A 16,335-nucleotide genomic window follows, 5' to 3' on the forward strand; every position below is an offset into this window, starting at 1 on the left:
ACCGCGTCCGCTGCTGCCCCCACCAAGTCGGCACCCTCGCCAAAGCCATCCTCACCCTCGAACACGAAACAAGATGAAAAACGCTCAATGGAAATCGGACCTTCGATTTCCATTGAAATTGCGGAGGGTGAAGTCGCGGAAGGTGCGGACCGCCGGCGGGAGCGCCCGGCCCGCCGGCCAGGCCAGGCCGATCGTGCGGTGCGCCGGTGGATCCAGCGGCACCTCGACCGTGCCCGGCGCCGGGCCGTTGTCGCCCGGCGGCAGCAGCGCCACGCCGAGCCCGGCGGCGACCAGCCCGCGCACCGTGTCGACCTCCTCGCTCTCGAAGGCCAGCCGCGGCTCGAAACCGGCGCGTTCGGCCAGGCCCGCGAAGATCTGCCGGAGTCCGTAGCCGGGGCGGGTAGCCACGAAGTCGTCCCCGGCGAGCTCGGCCAGCCGCAGCCTGCGGCGCCGGGCCAGCCGGTGCCGCGCGAACAGCACCGCGACCAGCGGCTCTTCCCGGAGCGGTGCGGTTTCCCAGTGCGGATCGTGCTCGGGCAGCGGCGAGACGACGCAGAGGTCGATCTCGCCCGACCAGGCGCGCTCGAGCATGCTGTTGCGCGGCCCCTGCACGAGCCCGAACCGCACGTGCGGGTGCACGTCGCGGAACTCGCGCAGCAGCGGCGGCACCAGCGTGCTGCCCATCGTGTGCTGGAACCCGAACGTCACCTGGCCCCGGTCGGGGTCGATCTCCTCGATCACGGCCCGGCAGCCGGCCTCCAGCCCGCGCATCGCGTCTTCGGCGGCCGCCGCGAGCAGGGCTCCGGCGCGGGTCAGGTGGATGCCGCGACCCTGCCGCACGATCACCGGCGTGCCGAGCCGATCGCCCAGCTTGGCCAGCGCGCGGCTGACCGTCGGCTGCGGGACGCCCAGGGACTCCGCTGCTCGTGTGAGATGGCCCTCGGCTGCGACCGCGCGCAGCAGGGCGAGCGACGGGGCGAGGTGGGCCGCTAGCTGCGACGAGTCGTCCGGCTCGGCTGATTCATTCACCACCGCATCAATCATGCGGTATTCCGGCATTGGACGCATTAGTCAGGGCTACTTACGTTCGAGCACGTGAACGCAGTCGACCCGGCCCGCATCCGCAAGATCCGCATCTCCCTGCTGCTTGGCGCGCTGGCGATGTTCGCGCTGCTCTACGCGCCGCAGCCGGTGCTGCCGCAGCTTGCCGAGGTCTTCGCGCTGAACCCGGGCACGGCGGCGCTGCTCATCTCGGCGAGCACGCTCGGGCTGGCCGTCGCGGCGATCCCGCTCGGCACGCTGTCGGAAGCGGTCGGCCGTCGCCGCACGATGATCGCGGCCTTGCTGACCGCCGAGGTCCTGGGCTTGCTGCTGCCGTGGGTGCCGTTCTTCCCGGTGCTCGTGGCCGTTCGCCTGTTGCAGGGTGCGGCGATCGCCGGCCTGGCCGCGGTCGCGGCCGCATACCTGGCCGACGAGACCGGCGGCGAGCAGCTGGGCACGACGATGGGGCTCTACGTCGCGGGCACCACCATCGGCGGCATGGGTGGGCGGCTGCTGGGCGGCGTGGTCGGCGACTTCGCCGGCTGGCACGGCGGACTGCTGGCAGTGGCCGTGCTCGCCGGGGTGTGCACGGTGCTGTTCGTGGTGCTGTTGCCTGCCGAACGCAATCACCAGCGGCAACCGCTGCGCTGGCGCCCGCTGCTCGGCGGCCTGCGCGCCGCGCTCAGCGATCCGGTGCTCTACGCGCCATACCTGGTCGCCGCGCTCGGCATGGGCGCCTTCGTCACCGTCTACAACGTGCTCGGCTTCCGCCTCGCCGCACCGCCGCTGCTGGTGCCACCGGCGCTCGCAGCGCTTGCGTTCCTCGCCTATGCCGCGGGAACGGTCACCTCCACGCTCGCCGGTCGCGCCGCCGATCGCTGGGGACGCATCCAGGTGCTGCTCGCCGGCCTGGCGGTGACGGCGCTGGGCTTGCTGCTGATGCTCGTCGACAGCCTGCCCGTGATCGTGATGGGCCTGGTCGTGTTCACCGGCGGATTCTTCGCCGCGCACTCGGTGGCGAGCGGATGGGTCGGGGCGCGGGCATCGGCATCGGCCCGCGGTCAGGCGTCCGCGCTGTACCAGTTCGCCTACTACGGCGGCAGCAGCGTGGGCGGAGTGCTGGGCGGCGCGGCCTACGGCTCGTGGGGCTGGTCCGGGATGACGGTCCTGCTGTGCTGCTGGCTGGCGGTGGCGGCGGCCGGGGCATGGCTCGTCCGCACGGCGCCCAAGCGCGTCGCGGTCTGATCAGGTCGCGTCGGAGTCGTACGGCGGGCGCTCGCCCGGCGCGAGCGGGCGCTGCTCGGGCTTGGGCGGGTCGGCCGGCTTCGCCTGGTGCCCGTTGCTGCCGTTGCCGTTGAGGCCGTCGAGCGGGTTCTCCCCGTCGAAGAGGTGCTTGGTCACGGCCGTGCGCGGGTTGAAGTTGCGGATGCCGCGCAGGTCTTCCAGCGGTTTGCGCAGCTCGTCGAACTCCGGGCCGAGCTCGGACTTGATCTGCTCGCGGGCTCCGGTCGCGTACTCCTTGACCTGGCGGACGGTCCGGCCCAGCCACGCCGCGCCTTGCGGCAGCCGCTCCGGGCCGAGGATGAACAGCCCGGCCACGACGAGGACCAGGATCTCGAGCCAGCCGACGCTTTCGAACACCTCTCGACTACCTCCGGGTCCTCCACGGCTCGCGGACCAGCACCGCGCGCTGCCAACGCATCCCCAGGGTACCGACCGGGTGATCCGGGCAGGAGGGCGAACTGGCCCAGCACGCCGCCTTCACGAACTGTTAGCTGCTCGTTCGGCTAGCCGCACCGCAAGCGGTGCGGCCCTTGCGGCGGGATGGCATTCCCGGGGTTGCGCGGTTCGCTGTTTCCGCTGGTTACCGTGGTCGTGAGCACTTTGGGTCGCGATAGCAGCCCAAAGTGCTCACGACACGAAGCCTGTCCCCCGGGGGGCGTGGTGCCGCTGGCAAAACCGCGAAACTTCCCGCCCGGCCGGACCAGGCGGAACCCGCCGTTCACCGCAGGGTCACGTCGAGCACCAGCTCGCGGCCCTGCCGCACCACGGTGACCGGCACCCGCTCGCCGACCTGGTGCCGGTCGACGGCCACGATCAGCTCGTCGGCGCCGGCCACCTTCCGCTCGCCAACCCGGATGATCACGTCGCCCTCGGCGATCCCGGCCGCCGCCGCGGCGCTGCCGTCCTGCACGTTCTGCACCTGGGCGCCGTCGGCGAGTCCGTCGCTGACCGACTTGGCGTTGACGCCGAGATCGGCGTGCTGCACGTTGCCGGTTCGGATCAGCTCCTCGGCGATGCGCCGGACGTCGTCGATCGGGATCGCGAAGCCCAGCCCGATCGAGCCGCCTTCGCCGCCGGCCCCAAGCGTCCGGATCGCGCTGTTGATGCCGACCACCGCGCCGTTGCCGTCGACCAGGGCGCCGCCGGAGTTGCCGGGGTTGATCGCGGCGTCGGTCTGGATCGCGTCGATGACCGCGTTGGTGTCGGTGCCCTCGCCGGCCAGCCGCATCGGGCGGTGCACCGAGCTGACGATGCCGGTGGTCACGGTGCCCGCCAGGCCCAGCGGCGAGCCGATGGCGATCACCTCGTCGCCGACCGCCAGCTCGTCGGAGCGGCCGAGCTGGGCGACCGTCGGGTTGGACACCTCGACCTTGATCACCGCCAGGTCGGTCTTGACGTCGCGGCCGACGATCCGGGCGGGCACCCGGGTGCCGTCGTGGAAGACCGTGGAGACCAGCGCGCCCGGGGTGTCGGCGGCCATCGAGATGACGTGGTTGTTGGTGACCACGTAGCCGTTGCCGTCGATGACGACCCCGGAGCCGCTGCCGCCCTGCGCGCCGACGCGCACCTCGATCGACACGACGGCGGGGACCACGCGCTGCGCCACGGCGGCGACGGTGCCCTTCGGCCGGTCCTTGCCCTGCTCCACCTCGGCCAGGGTGACGTCGGGATTGGTGAGCGGATTGCCCTCCTCGGCGGTGATCCGGCCGAGCAGCCCGCCGGCCAGCCCGATGAGCAGGGCGACCACGGCGAGGATCGCGAGCGCGCGCGGGTGCACCCGGCGGCCGAACAGGACTTCGCGGGCGCTGAGCAGCGGACCGGTTTCGGTGCTCTCGGGCTTCTCCTCCTGCTCCTCACCGAGTGCGGGTGGACCGATCACCGCGCCTGCGGCGGGGTTGCGCCACGGGTCGCTCTCGCCGGAGTTCCACAGCGCCGGCTCCTCGGCAGGCTCGGGCGCCATCGGCTGCTCGCCTGGCGCGCGCTGGAGCTTCTCGCTGCTGGCCCGCGGGCGGCCGAACGCCTTGGACAGCGCTTCCGGCGGGGGCGGACCCTGCTCGATGCCGCGCGTCGGGACCTCGCGCCGGTTCGGGTCGAAGCTGCCGGTCACGCCCTTCGGGCGGCCGAACGTCGAGCTCTGCGACGGGTCGACGGCGGGGCGCTGCAGCGGGCGCGGTGCGAGGCGGGGCGGGGATGGCTGGCCGTTTCGCATGGGGCGGTCCGGCGCGGCCGGCACTCCGCGGGCGGGGCTGGCCGCGCCCTGCCACGGATGCACGGGTTGGGCTGGCCGTCCGTTGGGACCCTGCTGGCCTGCTTCGGGCTGATCCCGGCGCTGCTGGTCGGCGTCGGGGCCCTGTGCGGGCGTTCCTGGCTGGTCGCTCATCGCTCCCCGGGCATGCGGTCGGAACTCGTCCGTTCGAGTGGATCACACGGGCGAGGAGCCCGTGCCACCGGCATGTGGACGCACCGCCGGCGTGCCCATTTTGCCGGGCGACCGGTGAAGTTCGTGTGGGAGCGGGCGAAGTCGTCCCGGCCGGATCAGTTCCCCGGCGGCGCGCTCGCCGAGGTGCTCGGAACCGGGACCTCGGCCGAGGGCTGCTGGCTGGGGGACGGGTCGGCGGGCAGGTCTTCGCGCGCCGACGCCGGGATGACGGCGTTGGTGAACGCGCCGCCGGGCAGCGGGCTCGGCACGCCCGGTACCGGCTGGCCGTCGTCGTCTGTCGGCAGGTTCATCAGCGCGAGCGCGCCCAGCACCAGGCCGGAGAACACCACGCCGGCCCCCTGCCGGGTTCGGCGGCCGACCCGCCGCGCCGGTGCCGCCGCGGCATCACCGGCAAAAGGGGGCACGCTGCCGAGGGGTTGCTGGCTGCCGCCGAGCGGCCGCGAGGATCCGAGCGCCGCTCCGTCGCCGAACCGCTTCGCGCGGTCCGGGCGGGTCACGGCGACCAGCTGGCCGTCCTCGGTCAGCGCGAGGCCGTCCGGCTGGCTGGGCAGTTCTGCGTGCGCCGGGATGGCCTGCAGGGCTTGCAGGAGCTTCGGCGAGATCGACGGCGTGCCGGCCGCCCGAACCGCGGCGCGGGCCTGCCGCTGGGCGGCGGCGTCCGAGGTGCACGCTGGGCAGTGGGCCAGGTGGGAGACGGCGCGATCATGGGCGCTCGGGCTCAGCTCGCCGTCCACCAACGCGACGATCGCGTCCAGCGCGAGGTGCTGCTCCGGCAGCCCCCACCCACGCAAAACCGTCATTCGTCAAACCTCCCGGGCATGCTCGCGGCGAGCTTCCAAGGTGGCCTTCAACATCTGGCGCCCGCGGTGAATCCTGCTGCGCACAGTACCCAGCTTCACGCCCAAGGTGGCACCGATCTCCTCGTAGGAGAGCCCCTCGACGTCGCAGAGCACCACGGCCGCCCGGAACTCCGGCGGCAGTTCGTCCAGCGCCGCCTGCAGGTCGGGGTCGAGGTGGGTGTCGTTGAAGACCTGTTCAGGACTCGGGCCACCGCCGGGCAACCGGTCGGTGTCATCGGGCAGGCCCTCCATGCGCAGGCGGGACCTGCGGCGGGCCATGTCGAGGAACAGGTTCGTGGTGATCCGGTGCAGCCAGCCCTCGAACGTTCCCGGCTTGTACGACGCCAGCGACCGGAACACCCGGATGAAGGTCTCCTGGGTCAGATCCTCGGCGTCGTGCTGGTTGCCGGTCAGGCGGTACGCCAACCGGTAGACCCGGTCTGCGTGCTGCCGAACCACCTCGTCCCACGTCGGAGGGGTCCAGTTGACCTCTTCGGTGGCGGGCGAGACGGTGCTCTGTTGGACACTGGGGGCCACACTCATCGGCTGTGTTGCCATTGGGCGAGAAGCCACCTCCTGTGCGGTTGCATCTCCAAGAACGAACATGTCGCCTCCGTTGTTCCCGGCGGTGTCGTCAAGGAGACGCCGATGGGTGTCGGTTATGACGTGTCTACTCTCGTATGCCCTGGTGAGGTAGCGATTAAAGACGCCTGAGAACAGGCTGAGAACCTGACGTGATGCGGGTCGCACCGCCGGCCCGCCGGAAACGGCCCACTAACGATGTCGGCCGCCCGGGTCACGGCGGCGGGCAACGTCGATAACCTTTCGCGTTGTGATACCCGAGACGCCGGTGGGTGCCGGGCCCGTGGGCCGGAACCAGGTGCGATCCGGCGCGCCGACGGACACCTCGGTCGGGGCGTCGTCGCTGCACGTGCTGCGCTTCCTGGCGGCGGCGTTGCGGGCCAAGGCCGTCGTGGAGGTCGGCACCGGCTCGGGCGAGAGCGCGCTGTGGCTGCTCCAGGGCATGATGCCGGACGGCGTGCTGACGTCGATCGACGCGGATGCGGCCGCGCAGCGGACGGCGCGCGCGACGCTGCGGGAGGCGGGCGTGCCGACCGGACGGACGCGGCTGATCGCCGGGCGCGCGGTCGACCTGATGCCGCGGCTCACGGAGGGCGGCTACGACCTGGTGTCGGTGGGCATCGCGACCACGGACTACCCCAGGTACCTGGAGCTCGGCGTCCGCCTGCTGCGCCCGGGCGGCGTGATCGTGTTCGCGGGTGTCCAGCTGGCCAGCCCGGACGCCCGGAGCGCGCTGGCCCTGGCGCTGCGCGACCTGGTCCGGGCCATCCAGACCGACGAGAACCTGGTCCCGGTCACGCTCCCCACGGGTCCGGGCCTGCTCGCGGTCGCCAAACGAGCCTGACCCCGGACACCCGCTTCCGCCTGGTCCCGGACACCCGCCTCTCGAGATGTCGGCCCAGGTGTCGGCCCTCTCCCGACCGGAGTACCCCCGACGGGGTGATGATCCGCAATTTCAATGGAAATCGGATCTTCGATTTCCATTGAAATTGCGGAACGACGTCGGCCGGCGCGTCAGGCGGGGGAGACGGAGAGGAGCTTGCCCGCGAGGCCGCGGGCCCGGGTGGACAGGCGCTTGGCGATGTCGTTGAGGACCACCGCCGCGGGCGAGTCGGGGGCTTCCAGGACCAGCGGGGTGCCGTTGTCGCCGGCTTCGCGCAGGCGCGGGTCCAGCGGCACCTGGCCGAGCAGCGGCACGTCCGAGCCGATCGAGCGGCTCAGCGACTCCGCGACCAGCTGGCCGCCGCCGGAGCCGAAGATCTCCATCCGCTGGCCGTCCGGCAGCTCCATCCAGGACATGTTCTCCACCACGCCGGCCAGCCGCTGCCGCGTCTGCATGGCGATCGCACCGGCCCGCTCCGCGACCTCGGCCGCGGCCTGCTGCGGGGTGGTGACGACCAGGATCTCCGCGTTCGGGATCAGCTGGGCGGTGGACAGCGCCACGTCGCCGGTGCCGGGCGGCAGGTCGAGCAGCAGGACGTCCAGGTCGCCCCAGAAGACGTCGGACAGGAACTGCTGCAGCGCGCGGTGCAGCATCGGCCCGCGCCAGACCACCGGGGTGTTGCCGGGGGTGAACATGCCGATGGAGATGACCTTCACGCCGTGCGCCTGCGGCGGCATGATCATCTTCTCCACCTGGGTGGGCTTGCCGCCCGCGCCCAGCATCCGCGGCACCGAGTGGCCGTAGATGTCGGCGTCGACCACGCCGACCGACAGGCCGCGCTTGGCCATCGCGGCCGCGAGGTTGACCGTCACGCTGGACTTGCCGACCCCGCCCTTGCCGGACGCCACGCAGTAGACGCGCGTCATCGAGCCGGGCTCGGCGAACGGGATGCGCGGTTCCTCGGCGCTGCCGCGCAGCATCTTGCGCAGCTCGGTGCGCTGCTCGTCGCTCATCACGTCGAGCTCGACCCGCACCGAGGCGACGCCTTCGACGGCGGACACGGCACCGGTCACCCGCTGCGTGATCGTTTCCCGCATCGGGCAGCCCTGGACCGTCAGGTACACCTCGACCGCAACATCGCCGTCGGGGCCGATGGACACGCTCTTGACCATGCCCAGGTCGGTGATCGGCCGGCGGATCTCCGGGTCCTCGACCTGGCTGAGGGCCTTCCGAACGGCGTCCTCGGTGGGCGCGGACTGCGTACTGGTCACGGTTACCTCGGCAAGCTGGAGTTGCGGACGTGGTCGGTGGTCGCTTCGCTGGGCGCCAGCCTCGAAGGCTCTCACACCGCGTTGCTGGCAATCCCATGCTACGGACCGGTAGCCCGGCGCGGACAGGGCTGCGGGCCGTGGCATCGCGCTGGTCAGTGGGGCGCGCGGGACAGAACGCGATTCTTGTTCGGGGGCGCTGCGCAGTCAGGCGAACGCGTTCCGTAATATCAATCTTCGTGGCCGAGACGGCTCTTGATCGATTACCGACTCGAAGTGAATTGTTGGCGTACCGCAGTTTCCTCCGCGCGCACGCCAGGGTCACGCGCTGCCTGGAGGGCGACCTGATCGCCGAGCAACGGCTCACGCTCGCCGCCTACGACGTCCTCGAAGCGCTGGCAGAAGCCCCGGAGCAGCGGCTCCGGATGACCGAACTCGCGGATGTCGTGCTGCTGTCGCGCTCCGGCGTGACCAGGCTCGTGGACCGCCTCGAACGGCTCGGGCTGGTGCGTCGCGTCCGGGTCGATTCGGACGGGCGCGGGGTCCAGGCCGTGATCACCGAACGTGGCGAAGCACGGTTGCAGCTGGCGGCGTCGACGCATCGCACCGGCGTGGCGCGGTACTTCCTGTCCGCCACGGCGGGAGAGCTGGAGGCGCTGATGCGCACCTGCGAACGGCTGGCCGACGGGGGTGTGCCGTCGCCGCCGGGGCAGCGTGCGCAAGCATGAGGGCGTGCACGATGCGAACTCCACGGCTCCCGAACGGCTGATCCGCGCGGTCGGCCTGGTGCGGTTCGTGGACCGGCGGTTGCTGCTGGTCCGCGCCGACTACCAGGACGCGTTCTACCTGCCCGGCGGCAAGATCGACCCGGGCGAGACCGAGGTGCAGGCGCTGCACCGGGAGGTGCGGGAGGAGCTCGGCGTCGGCCTGGTGGGGGCGGACTTCCTCGGCCGCTACGTCACCGACGCGGTCGGGCAGGGAGACGGGGTGCAGGTCGAGCTCATCTGCTACACGGGTGAGCTGGACGGTGCCCCGGAACCGGCGGCCGAGATCGCGGAGCTCGCCTGGTGCACCCGCGAGGAGTACGCGGCCCACGAGGTCACGGCCCCGGCGATCGTCGCCCTCTTCGCCGACCTCGACCCGGCCTGACCCCGGTTTCAATTGAAACCGCGGGTTCCCCGCAGTGTTCCGCAGTTTCAATTGAAACTGCGGAACACCTGGTTCAAGCTTCGTCGGGGTCTCGGGAGCCCGTGCGGGCTCGGCGCTTCTCCGCCTCGCTCTGCAGGCCCGGGAGTTCGTCGCGGAGCCGGTCCAGTTCGCTGCGCAGGTAGTCGCGGGTGGCGACCTCGCCGACCGCCAGGCGCAGCGCGGCGAGCTCGCGGGCCAGGTAGTCCGTGTCCGCCTTGGTCTGGGCCGCCCGCGCCCGGTCTTCCTCCAGCGAGACCCGGTCCCGGTCGTCCTGGCGGTTCTGCGCGAGCAGGATCAGCGGCGCGGCGTACGAGGCCTGGGTGGAGAAGGCCAGGTTGAGCAGGATGAACGGGTACGGGTCCCACTGCAGGCCGACCGCGAACAGGTTCACCGCGATCCAGCAGATCACGAACACGGTCATCCAGAACAGGAACTTGCCGGTGCCGAGGAACCGGGCGATCCGCTCCGAGATCTGCCCGAACACCTCCGGGTCGAAGGAGACCGCGAACCGGTGCGGCGGGCGGGGTTGGTCGAGTCGGCGGCGGGTCAACAGCTCGGGCATCAGTGCGCCTCCCGGTTCGTCGGCCGGTCGGTGGGGCCGGGCTCCGGAAGCCCGCTCTCCCGCCAGTTCTCCGGCAGCAGGTGGTCGAGCACGTCGTCGACGGTGACCGCGCCGATGAGGTGCTCCTCGTCGTCCAGCACCGGCCCGCACACCAGGTTGTAGGCGGCGAAGTAGCGGGTGACGTCGGTCAGCGACGCGCTGGCCGGGAGACTCGCCAGGTCGGTGTCCAATGCGCCGGCGACCAGGGTCGACGGTGGCTCGCGGAGCAGCCGCTGGATGTGCACGCAGCCCAGGTAGCGGCCGGTCGGCGTGGCCGACGGCGGGCGGCAGACGAACACCAGGCTGGCCAGCGCCACCGGCAGGTCGGGGTTGCGCGCCATCGCCAGCGCCTCGGCGATGGTCGCGTCCGGCCCGACCACGATCGGCTCCGGCGTCATCAGGCCGCCCGCGGTGTCGGACGAGTACGCCATCAGCCGCTTGACCGGTGCGGATTCCTCCGGCGCCATCAGCCCGAGCAGCCGTTCCTTGTCCACTTCGGACAGTTCGGCGAGCAGGTCGGCGGCGTCGTCCGGGTTCATCGCCTCCAGCACGTCGGCCGCGCGCTCTTCGTCCAGGTGTTCCAGCAGGTCCTTCTGGTCTTCCTCGGGCAGTTCCTCGACGACGTCGGCGAGCCGCTCGTCGTCCAGCGCCTCGGCCACCTCGTAGCGGCGCTTGGTCGGCAGCTCGTGCAGGGTGCTCGCGACGTCGACGGCGCGCATCGTGTCGAACATGGCGAGCAGCTGCTGCACGCCCTGCGGCTTGCCGGTCAGCTCCGCGACGGCCAGCCCGGTGACCTGGCCCCAGTCCAGCACCTGCGTCGGGCCGCGCCGGCCGAGCCGCCCGGTGCGCTCCCGGACCGCGAGCTTGGCCAGCTGCCAGTCGCGGGTGCGGATCTGCTCCATCGCGACGTCCACCAGGACCGCGGGCGCGTGGGTGGAGTCGATGACGACCCGGGCGTCCAGCAGCTGGCCGAGCACCAGGAGCTCGTTGGGGCGCTGGTGGAAGTGCCGCAGGTTCACCGTGCCGGTCGCCAGCGTCACCGCGCTCGCCTCGACCCGGGTGACCCGCAGCATCGGCACGAAGATCCGGCGCCGGGTGGGCAGCTCGACGACCAGGCCGAGGACGCGCGGCGGCTGCCGCCGGACGCTGAGCCCGGCGACGACGTCGCGCACCCGGCCGATCGATTCCCCGTCCGGCCCGAACACCGACAAGCCGGCCATCCGGGCCGCGAAAACCCTGGTCGCGGCTGCCACGTGGCTCAGGCTATGCACTCTTCCGGTCGCCCGCCGCCCGAAGATCGGCGCTGTGCCACCGGGCACTTGTCCGGTTCCGGCGGCGGCGTGCGTGGTACACACGCAACGACTCGCGAGGCCAGAGGAGGACAACGTGGACGGTCGACGTGCCCGGCGGAGCTGCCTGGCGGTGCCGGGCTCCAGCGCGAAGATGATCGACAAGGCGCGCGGGCTGGCCGCCGACCAGTTCTTCCTGGACCTCGAGGACGCGGTCGCGCCGCTGGCGAAGGCCGAGGCCCGGGACCGGATCGTCGGCGCGCTGAACGAGGGCGGCTGGGGCGAGAAGATCCGCTCGGTGCGGGTCAACGCGCTGGACACCGAGTGGACCTACCGGGACGTCGTGACCGTCGTGGAGGGCGCGGGCGCCGAGCTCGACTCGATCATCCTGCCGAAGGTGAGCACCCCGGAGCACGTGCGCTGGCTGGACCTGACGCTGACGCAGATCGAGCGCGCCACCGGGCTGGAGGTCGGCCGGATCGGCATCGAGCCGCAGATCGAGGACGCCCGCGGCCTGGTCGAGGTGGACGCGATCGCGGCCGCCTCGCCGCGGGTGACGGCGCTGGTCTACGGGCCTGCCGACTTCATGGCGTCGATCAACATGCGGTCGCTGGTCGTCGGCCACCAGCCGCCCGGCTACGACGTCGGCGACGCCTACCACTACATCCTGATGCGCATCCTGGTCGCGGCCCGCGCGGCCGGGGTGCAGGCGATCGACGGGCCGTACCTGCAGATCAAGGACGTCGACGGGCTGCGCGCGGTGGGCGGCAGGTCGGCGGCGCTGGGCTTCGACGGCAAGTGGGTGCTGCACCCGGCGCAGGTGGACGCGGTCAACGAGCTCTTCTCGCCTCGGCAGGAGGATTACGACCACGCCGAGAACATCCTGGACGCATACGAGTGGCACACCTCGGCGGCCGGTGGGAAGCGCGGCGCGGCGATGCTGGGCGACGAGATGATCGACGAGGCGTCCCGGAAGATGGCGCTGGTGATCTCGGGCAAGGGCCGCGCGGCGGGCATGGCCCGGACCGACCGCTGGACCCCGCCGGAATCCTGATCGCGGCGGTGCAGGTCGCGGGCGGCGGTTTCGCGCGAAAACGCCGCCCCAACCCGACCGCGCGACCCTCGAACGGCTTCGCCGCTGCAACGGCGCAAGCCCGCCTACCGCCACCCCTGATGCGAAGTGCTCGCGATCCCGCGCCTGCCGGGGAGGCGCCGGGCGGGTGGTGGTGATGCGCCGTCCGGGGCTCGGTGCGGTGGCGGACGGGTTGAGTTCGCCTGTTGGAGATCAGCCGTGGCGGCAGGCGCGGTAGGTTCCGGGTGAGATCCGCAGGCGTCGATCGAGAGGGCGGGCTCCGAGGTGGCCACCGCGGCAGCGGAGAACGAGCAGGAACTGCGCTTGGCGCTGGCCATGCGCGGCGGCGCGAGCATGGCCGTGTGGATCGGCGGCGCGGTCGCCGAGATCAACCGGCTCCGCGAGGCGGTGGCGGATTCGCGGGCGCCGGCGGACGACGATTCGACGGGCACCCATCCGTGGGCGTCGCTGGCGAAGCTGTCCGGCTACGACGCGGTCGCGGTCGACGTGCTCGCCGGGGCCTCGGCCGGCGGCCTCAACGCGACGTTGCTGTCCGCGACGCTGGTCTACGGGATGCCCTTCGACCGGATGCGCGAGGTGTGGGTGCGCTTGGGGGACGTGGAGGCCATGTCCCGGCCGGTGCCGAAGTTCTGGCAGCACCGCCCGCCGTCGCTGCTGGAGGGCGACCGCTACTTCCGCGCCGAGCTCGCCGACGTCATCACCGACAACGTGCCCGCGGCGGCGGAGCACCCAGGCCACCGCGCCGACCTGCTGCTGACCGCCACCCTGCTGGACCCGATCCTGGAGCGGCGCTTCGACGGCCGGTCCGGGCCGATGCTGCAGGAGCGGCGCACCGCGTCGTTCCGGTTCCGGCACCAGGGCAGGGCGGGCGATCCGCTGTCGGACTTCGGCGCGGGCGACGACTTCGCGCCCACCGTGCTGCGGCTCGCCCACGCCGCCCGCTCGACGTCGTCGTTCCCGTTCGCCTTCGAGCCCGCGCAGGTGCGCTCGTCGCTCGGCGAACCACCGGACGGCGAGCCGAACATGATCGGGCTGTTCTCCGAAACGGTCGCCGATCCGCTGCTCCCACCGTTCCGGGTGATCGACGGCGGCGTGCTGGACAACATCCCGGTGACGGCGGCGATCGATGCGATCTCGGCCGCGCCGGCGAACCGGCCGACGCACCGGTGGCTGCTCTACCTGAACCCGGATCCCGTTGCCTCGCACGGACAACGCCGCGAGCCCGGGTTCGCCGTGCCGGTGACCGCGACGGCCCTGCGTGCCCGGCTGTCCCAGGAATCGCTGCTCGCGGACCTCGACGCGCTGGACGAGCACAACCGCTTGGTCGCGCGAACCGCCTTGCGCCGCAAGGCTTTGTACGCGCCGCTGCGGGCCGCGCCGGATGCCGAGCGGGCGGCGGTGCTGGCGCAGCAGGTCGACGCGGTCTTGCCCGATCACGCGGTGGTTCGCGCGGAGCTGGACGCCCAGGCGGTGTACCGGCTGCTCACCGAGCCCGCGGGCATCGAGGACGGCAAGCTGCTGCCGCCGGTGGTCGGGGATCCGCTGGCTGAGTGGTCGGCGCAGGCGAGAACGCAGCTCGCGCACCGCTTGTCGGCCGGGCTCGGCAGCGACGCCACCACGCGCGTCTTCGACGATGCGCGCGGCCTGCTCACCGCGGTGCAGGAATGCCTCGGCTGGGCCTGGGACATCGAGCGCTGGGCGCCGGAGAGCCGCGAGATCGGGCGCTGCAAGTCCGTGCTCTACCGGTTGCGGAGCTTCGGCGAGGTGCTGGAGGGGCACGCCGACCAGTACTGGATCAACGGTGCGAAGCTGGAACCGATCGTCGAGACGACCGAGCTCGACGAGTGGGTGCAGCGCGTGCAGCGCCGTCGCGCCAGGCTCCAGCACGCCTTGCCGTCCCCGATCCAGCCCCTGCTGGGCGAGGTGTTGCGCGCGATCGAGGCGGGCGAGGACTTCCACGACGATCTCGCCGAGTTGGCCCGCGAATTGATGTCCATTGTGGAATCTTCCGGGGCGGACGCGGTCCCGGACGCCGCCGGGGTGGACGCGGTCGCGGAGGCGCGCGCGGTGCTGCACCGGGTCGCCGACCGGCTGGCCGCGGCGGCCCCGCCCCGCGAGCGGATCGACGAGCCCCAGCAGCTCGGCTACGCGCTGCTGGAGCGCAGCGACCGGCGGGCGGAGACGTTGCGGCAGCTGGTGGTGCTCAACGCGCCGCTGGACGTCGGGCGCGTCCCGGGATCGCGGATCAACCTGCTGCGCGTGGTCAGCGACGAGCAGAGCCCGCTGCCGTTCGACGCGCTGCGGCGCGGCGAGGACGTGCCGCTGCGGATCGCGGACAAGATCCGCGGCCTGGACGTGGGCAACTTCGGCGCGTTCCTGTCCGCGAAGTGGCGGGCGAACGACTGGATGTGGGGGCGGATGGATTCCGCCGCCGCGCTGGTCAGGTTGCTCGCCGACCCGTCTCGGCTGGCCCGGCGCCACAGCAGCTCGGAGGAGCTCGGCGACGCGCTGCAGGCGATCGTCTCCCGCCCGACGACGGCGGAGCTCGGGGAGCTCGACGAGGAGCAGGCCAAGCAGTGGCGCGGATTCCTCGCCGAGGTGTGGGCGCGCCACGCGGGCGAGGTGCGCGCCGAGCTCGACGCGCTGTTCGCCGCCCCGGACGACGAGCATTCGCTGACCGAGACCCAGCGGCTGCTCACCGAACGTCTGCAGTGGACGATCGCGGCGGAGGAAATCCCCTTCGTCCAAACCGTTCCTTCCGGGGCCGACCCGGACAGCGGTGGCGAGCCGCCGGTGCCCGCGCCCGCGCAGCTGACCGGCCAGGTGGAGCGCTACGACGTCGGCCGCCAGCGGTTCGCCGATCTCGGCGAGCCGCGGGCGCTGTCGATGGCGACGCGCTTCGGGCTGCTCGCATACCGGGCCGTCCGCCCCTCCGGGCGCGGCGTGCTGCCCTGGCTGGGGCGTCGGGCGATGACGCTGATCAAGCCGCTGCTGATGGCGGTCGTGTACGCCGTCGCCGCACCGCGCCGCGCGGCGCTGCTGGGCTTCCTGGCGGCGAGCGCTGTGGCGTTCACCGGCGTCGGGTGGGGGTCGATGCCCGGGACGCAAGTCCTGTCCGCCGACCAGCACGAGTCGGCGTTCGAGAGCTCGTTCGCCGTATCGGACGGTCCCTTCCCGCCGGGTTCGGCGGAATCGCCGCTGCTCGCCCTGTCCGTGGCCTGTTCGGATTCCGGCACCGGCGTGGACGTCGGGTGCGCGGACGGCTTCGGCTGGTTCGGCGGCGTGCCCGGGAACTGGCTCGTCGTGGCCGACTTCTCGGGCACGTCCTTCGGCCCCGGCGCGCTGCTGGCGATGCTGTTCACCGCGGTCTTCGCCGTGTGGTCGGGGTGGCGCCTGGCGCACCGCTTCGGCCGTGGCCTGGCGCGCTGGCTGCCCGCGGTGTTCATCGGGGCGGTGCTGCTGGCTGCCGAGTTCTGGCTGTTCACCACCGGATTCCGGCTCGGCCCCCTCGGGCTTGCGCTGGTCGCGGGGCTGCTCACCTGGCCCGCAGCGGTGGCCTACCGCACCGCCGCGCGCGTCGGTGCGTCGGTGCTGACGCTGCTGGTGTTCGTCGGCGTTCTGTGGTCGTACGAGCCGAACGCCTTCAGCGGCGGAGGCTGGATCGTCCTGGCGACGGGCCTCACCGCCTACGCCCACATGATCCTGGTCGGCACCGTCGACGTCCTCGCGCCGCGGCCCAGGCGGCGTGCCGGTTTCGCGCCGAAGGCACCGGCGCGGGCGAAGGCGCCCCGGACCGAGGTTTCCGATTCCGCCTGAGCGGGGTCGGG

Annotated in this window: 14 protein-coding genes; 6 read left to right on the forward strand and 8 right to left on the reverse strand. The window is 72.3% G+C overall.

From position 1 onward, the window contains the following. Positions 1–84 precede the first annotated feature (84 nt). Complete coding sequence (locus AB0H93_RS41615) at positions 85–1,032, reverse strand: LysR substrate-binding domain-containing protein (RefSeq protein ID WP_358581854.1); 948 nt, start codon at positions 1,030–1,032, stop codon at positions 85–87. Between the two features lie 63 nt (positions 1,033–1,095). Here AB0H93_RS41615 and AB0H93_RS41620 point away from each other — a divergent pair, with 63 nt between their 5' ends. After that, complete coding sequence (locus tag AB0H93_RS41620) at positions 1,096–2,286, forward strand: MFS transporter (RefSeq protein WP_358581856.1); 1,191 nt, start codon at positions 1,096–1,098, stop codon at positions 2,284–2,286. On the opposite strand, the gene tatB is transcribed toward AB0H93_RS41620, so the two are convergent. The 4 genes from tatB to sigE all read right to left on the reverse strand — a co-directional run bounded on the left by tatB (position 2,287) and on the right by sigE (position 6,162). Next, positions 2,287–2,682: a Sec-independent protein translocase protein TatB gene (gene tatB / locus AB0H93_RS41625; RefSeq protein WP_132483196.1), complete on the reverse strand. Its 396-nt coding sequence runs from the start codon at positions 2,680–2,682 to the stop codon at positions 2,287–2,289. 361 nt (positions 2,683–3,043) lie between these two features. Then, on the reverse strand, positions 3,044–4,705 hold the full coding sequence (locus tag AB0H93_RS41630; protein WP_358581859.1) for a trypsin-like peptidase domain-containing protein: 1,662 nt from the start codon (positions 4,703–4,705) through the stop codon (positions 3,044–3,046). Positions 4,706–4,860: 155 nt separating this feature from the next. Continuing rightward, positions 4,861–5,565, reverse strand: a complete 705-nt coding sequence (locus tag AB0H93_RS41635; protein WP_358581861.1) for a zf-HC2 domain-containing protein — start codon at positions 5,563–5,565, stop codon at positions 4,861–4,863. Positions 5,566–5,568: 3 nt separating this feature from the next. Then, the gene (gene sigE / locus AB0H93_RS41640) at positions 5,569–6,162 is read right to left on the reverse strand and encodes an RNA polymerase sigma factor SigE (RefSeq protein WP_358581863.1); all 594 of its coding nucleotides are present in this window, start codon (positions 6,160–6,162) and stop codon (positions 5,569–5,571) included. Positions 6,163–6,436: 274 nt separating this feature from the next. Here sigE and AB0H93_RS41645 point away from each other — a divergent pair, with 274 nt between their 5' ends. Beyond that, positions 6,437–7,030 carry a class I SAM-dependent methyltransferase gene (locus AB0H93_RS41645; RefSeq protein WP_358581866.1) on the forward strand — a complete coding sequence of 198 codons (594 nt, stop codon included), beginning with the start codon at positions 6,437–6,439 and terminating at the stop codon, positions 7,028–7,030. A 170-nt stretch (positions 7,031–7,200) separates the two neighbouring features. Here the strand turns inward: AB0H93_RS41645 and AB0H93_RS41650 are convergent, their stop codons facing one another. After that, positions 7,201–8,340 (reverse strand): Mrp/NBP35 family ATP-binding protein, encoded by a 1,140-nt coding sequence (locus tag AB0H93_RS41650; protein WP_358581868.1) that lies wholly within the window; start codon positions 8,338–8,340, stop codon positions 7,201–7,203. A gap of 278 nt (positions 8,341–8,618) precedes the next feature. Between AB0H93_RS41650 and AB0H93_RS41655 the strand changes: the two genes are divergently transcribed. Beyond that, positions 8,619–9,065 carry a MarR family transcriptional regulator gene (locus AB0H93_RS41655; RefSeq protein WP_223839536.1) on the forward strand — a complete coding sequence of 149 codons (447 nt, stop codon included), beginning with the start codon at positions 8,619–8,621 and terminating at the stop codon, positions 9,063–9,065. A gap of 4 nt (positions 9,066–9,069) precedes the next feature. After that, entirely contained in the window at positions 9,070–9,486 is a 417-nt protein-coding gene (locus AB0H93_RS41660) for an NUDIX domain-containing protein (protein ID WP_358581871.1), read from the forward strand. A gap of 73 nt (positions 9,487–9,559) precedes the next feature. On the opposite strand, the gene AB0H93_RS41665 is transcribed toward AB0H93_RS41660, so the two are convergent. Next, positions 9,560–10,087 carry a DUF1003 domain-containing protein gene (locus AB0H93_RS41665; RefSeq protein WP_358581873.1) on the reverse strand — a complete coding sequence of 176 codons (528 nt, stop codon included), beginning with the start codon at positions 10,085–10,087 and terminating at the stop codon, positions 9,560–9,562. Then, complete coding sequence (locus tag AB0H93_RS41670) at positions 10,087–11,379, reverse strand: CBS domain-containing protein (protein WP_358581875.1); 1,293 nt, start codon at positions 11,377–11,379, stop codon at positions 10,087–10,089. Before AB0H93_RS41670 ends, AB0H93_RS41665 begins: the two co-directional genes overlap by 1 nt. Before the next feature lie 133 nt (positions 11,380–11,512). Between AB0H93_RS41670 and AB0H93_RS41675 the strand changes: the two genes are divergently transcribed. After that, positions 11,513–12,469: a CoA ester lyase gene (locus tag AB0H93_RS41675; RefSeq protein WP_358581877.1), complete on the forward strand. Its 957-nt coding sequence runs from the start codon at positions 11,513–11,515 to the stop codon at positions 12,467–12,469. Between the two features lie 303 nt (positions 12,470–12,772). Continuing rightward, on the forward strand, positions 12,773–16,324 hold the full coding sequence (locus AB0H93_RS41680) for a patatin-like protein (protein ID WP_358581879.1): 3,552 nt from the start codon (positions 12,773–12,775) through the stop codon (positions 16,322–16,324). Positions 16,325–16,335 lie beyond the last annotated feature (11 nt).

It is taken from the genome of Saccharopolyspora sp. NPDC050642 (assembly GCF_040654735.1).
GTDB lineage: Bacteria > Actinomycetota > Actinomycetes > Mycobacteriales > Pseudonocardiaceae > Saccharopolyspora > Saccharopolyspora elongata.

Coding starts and splice junctions, on each gene's coding strand:
- AB0H93_RS41630 (WP_358581859.1), bottom strand. CDS start 4,705: ATGAGCGACCAGCCAGGAACGCCCGCACAGGGCCCCGACGCCGACCAG.
- AB0H93_RS41635 (WP_358581861.1), bottom strand. CDS start 5,565: ATGACGGTTTTGCGTGGGTGGGGGCTGCCGGAGCAGCACCTCGCGCTG.
- sigE (WP_358581863.1), bottom strand. CDS start 6,162: ATGGCAACACAGCCGATGAGTGTGGCCCCCAGTGTCCAACAGAGCACC.
- AB0H93_RS41665 (WP_358581873.1), bottom strand. CDS start 10,087: ATGCCCGAGCTGTTGACCCGCCGCCGACTCGACCAACCCCGCCCGCCG.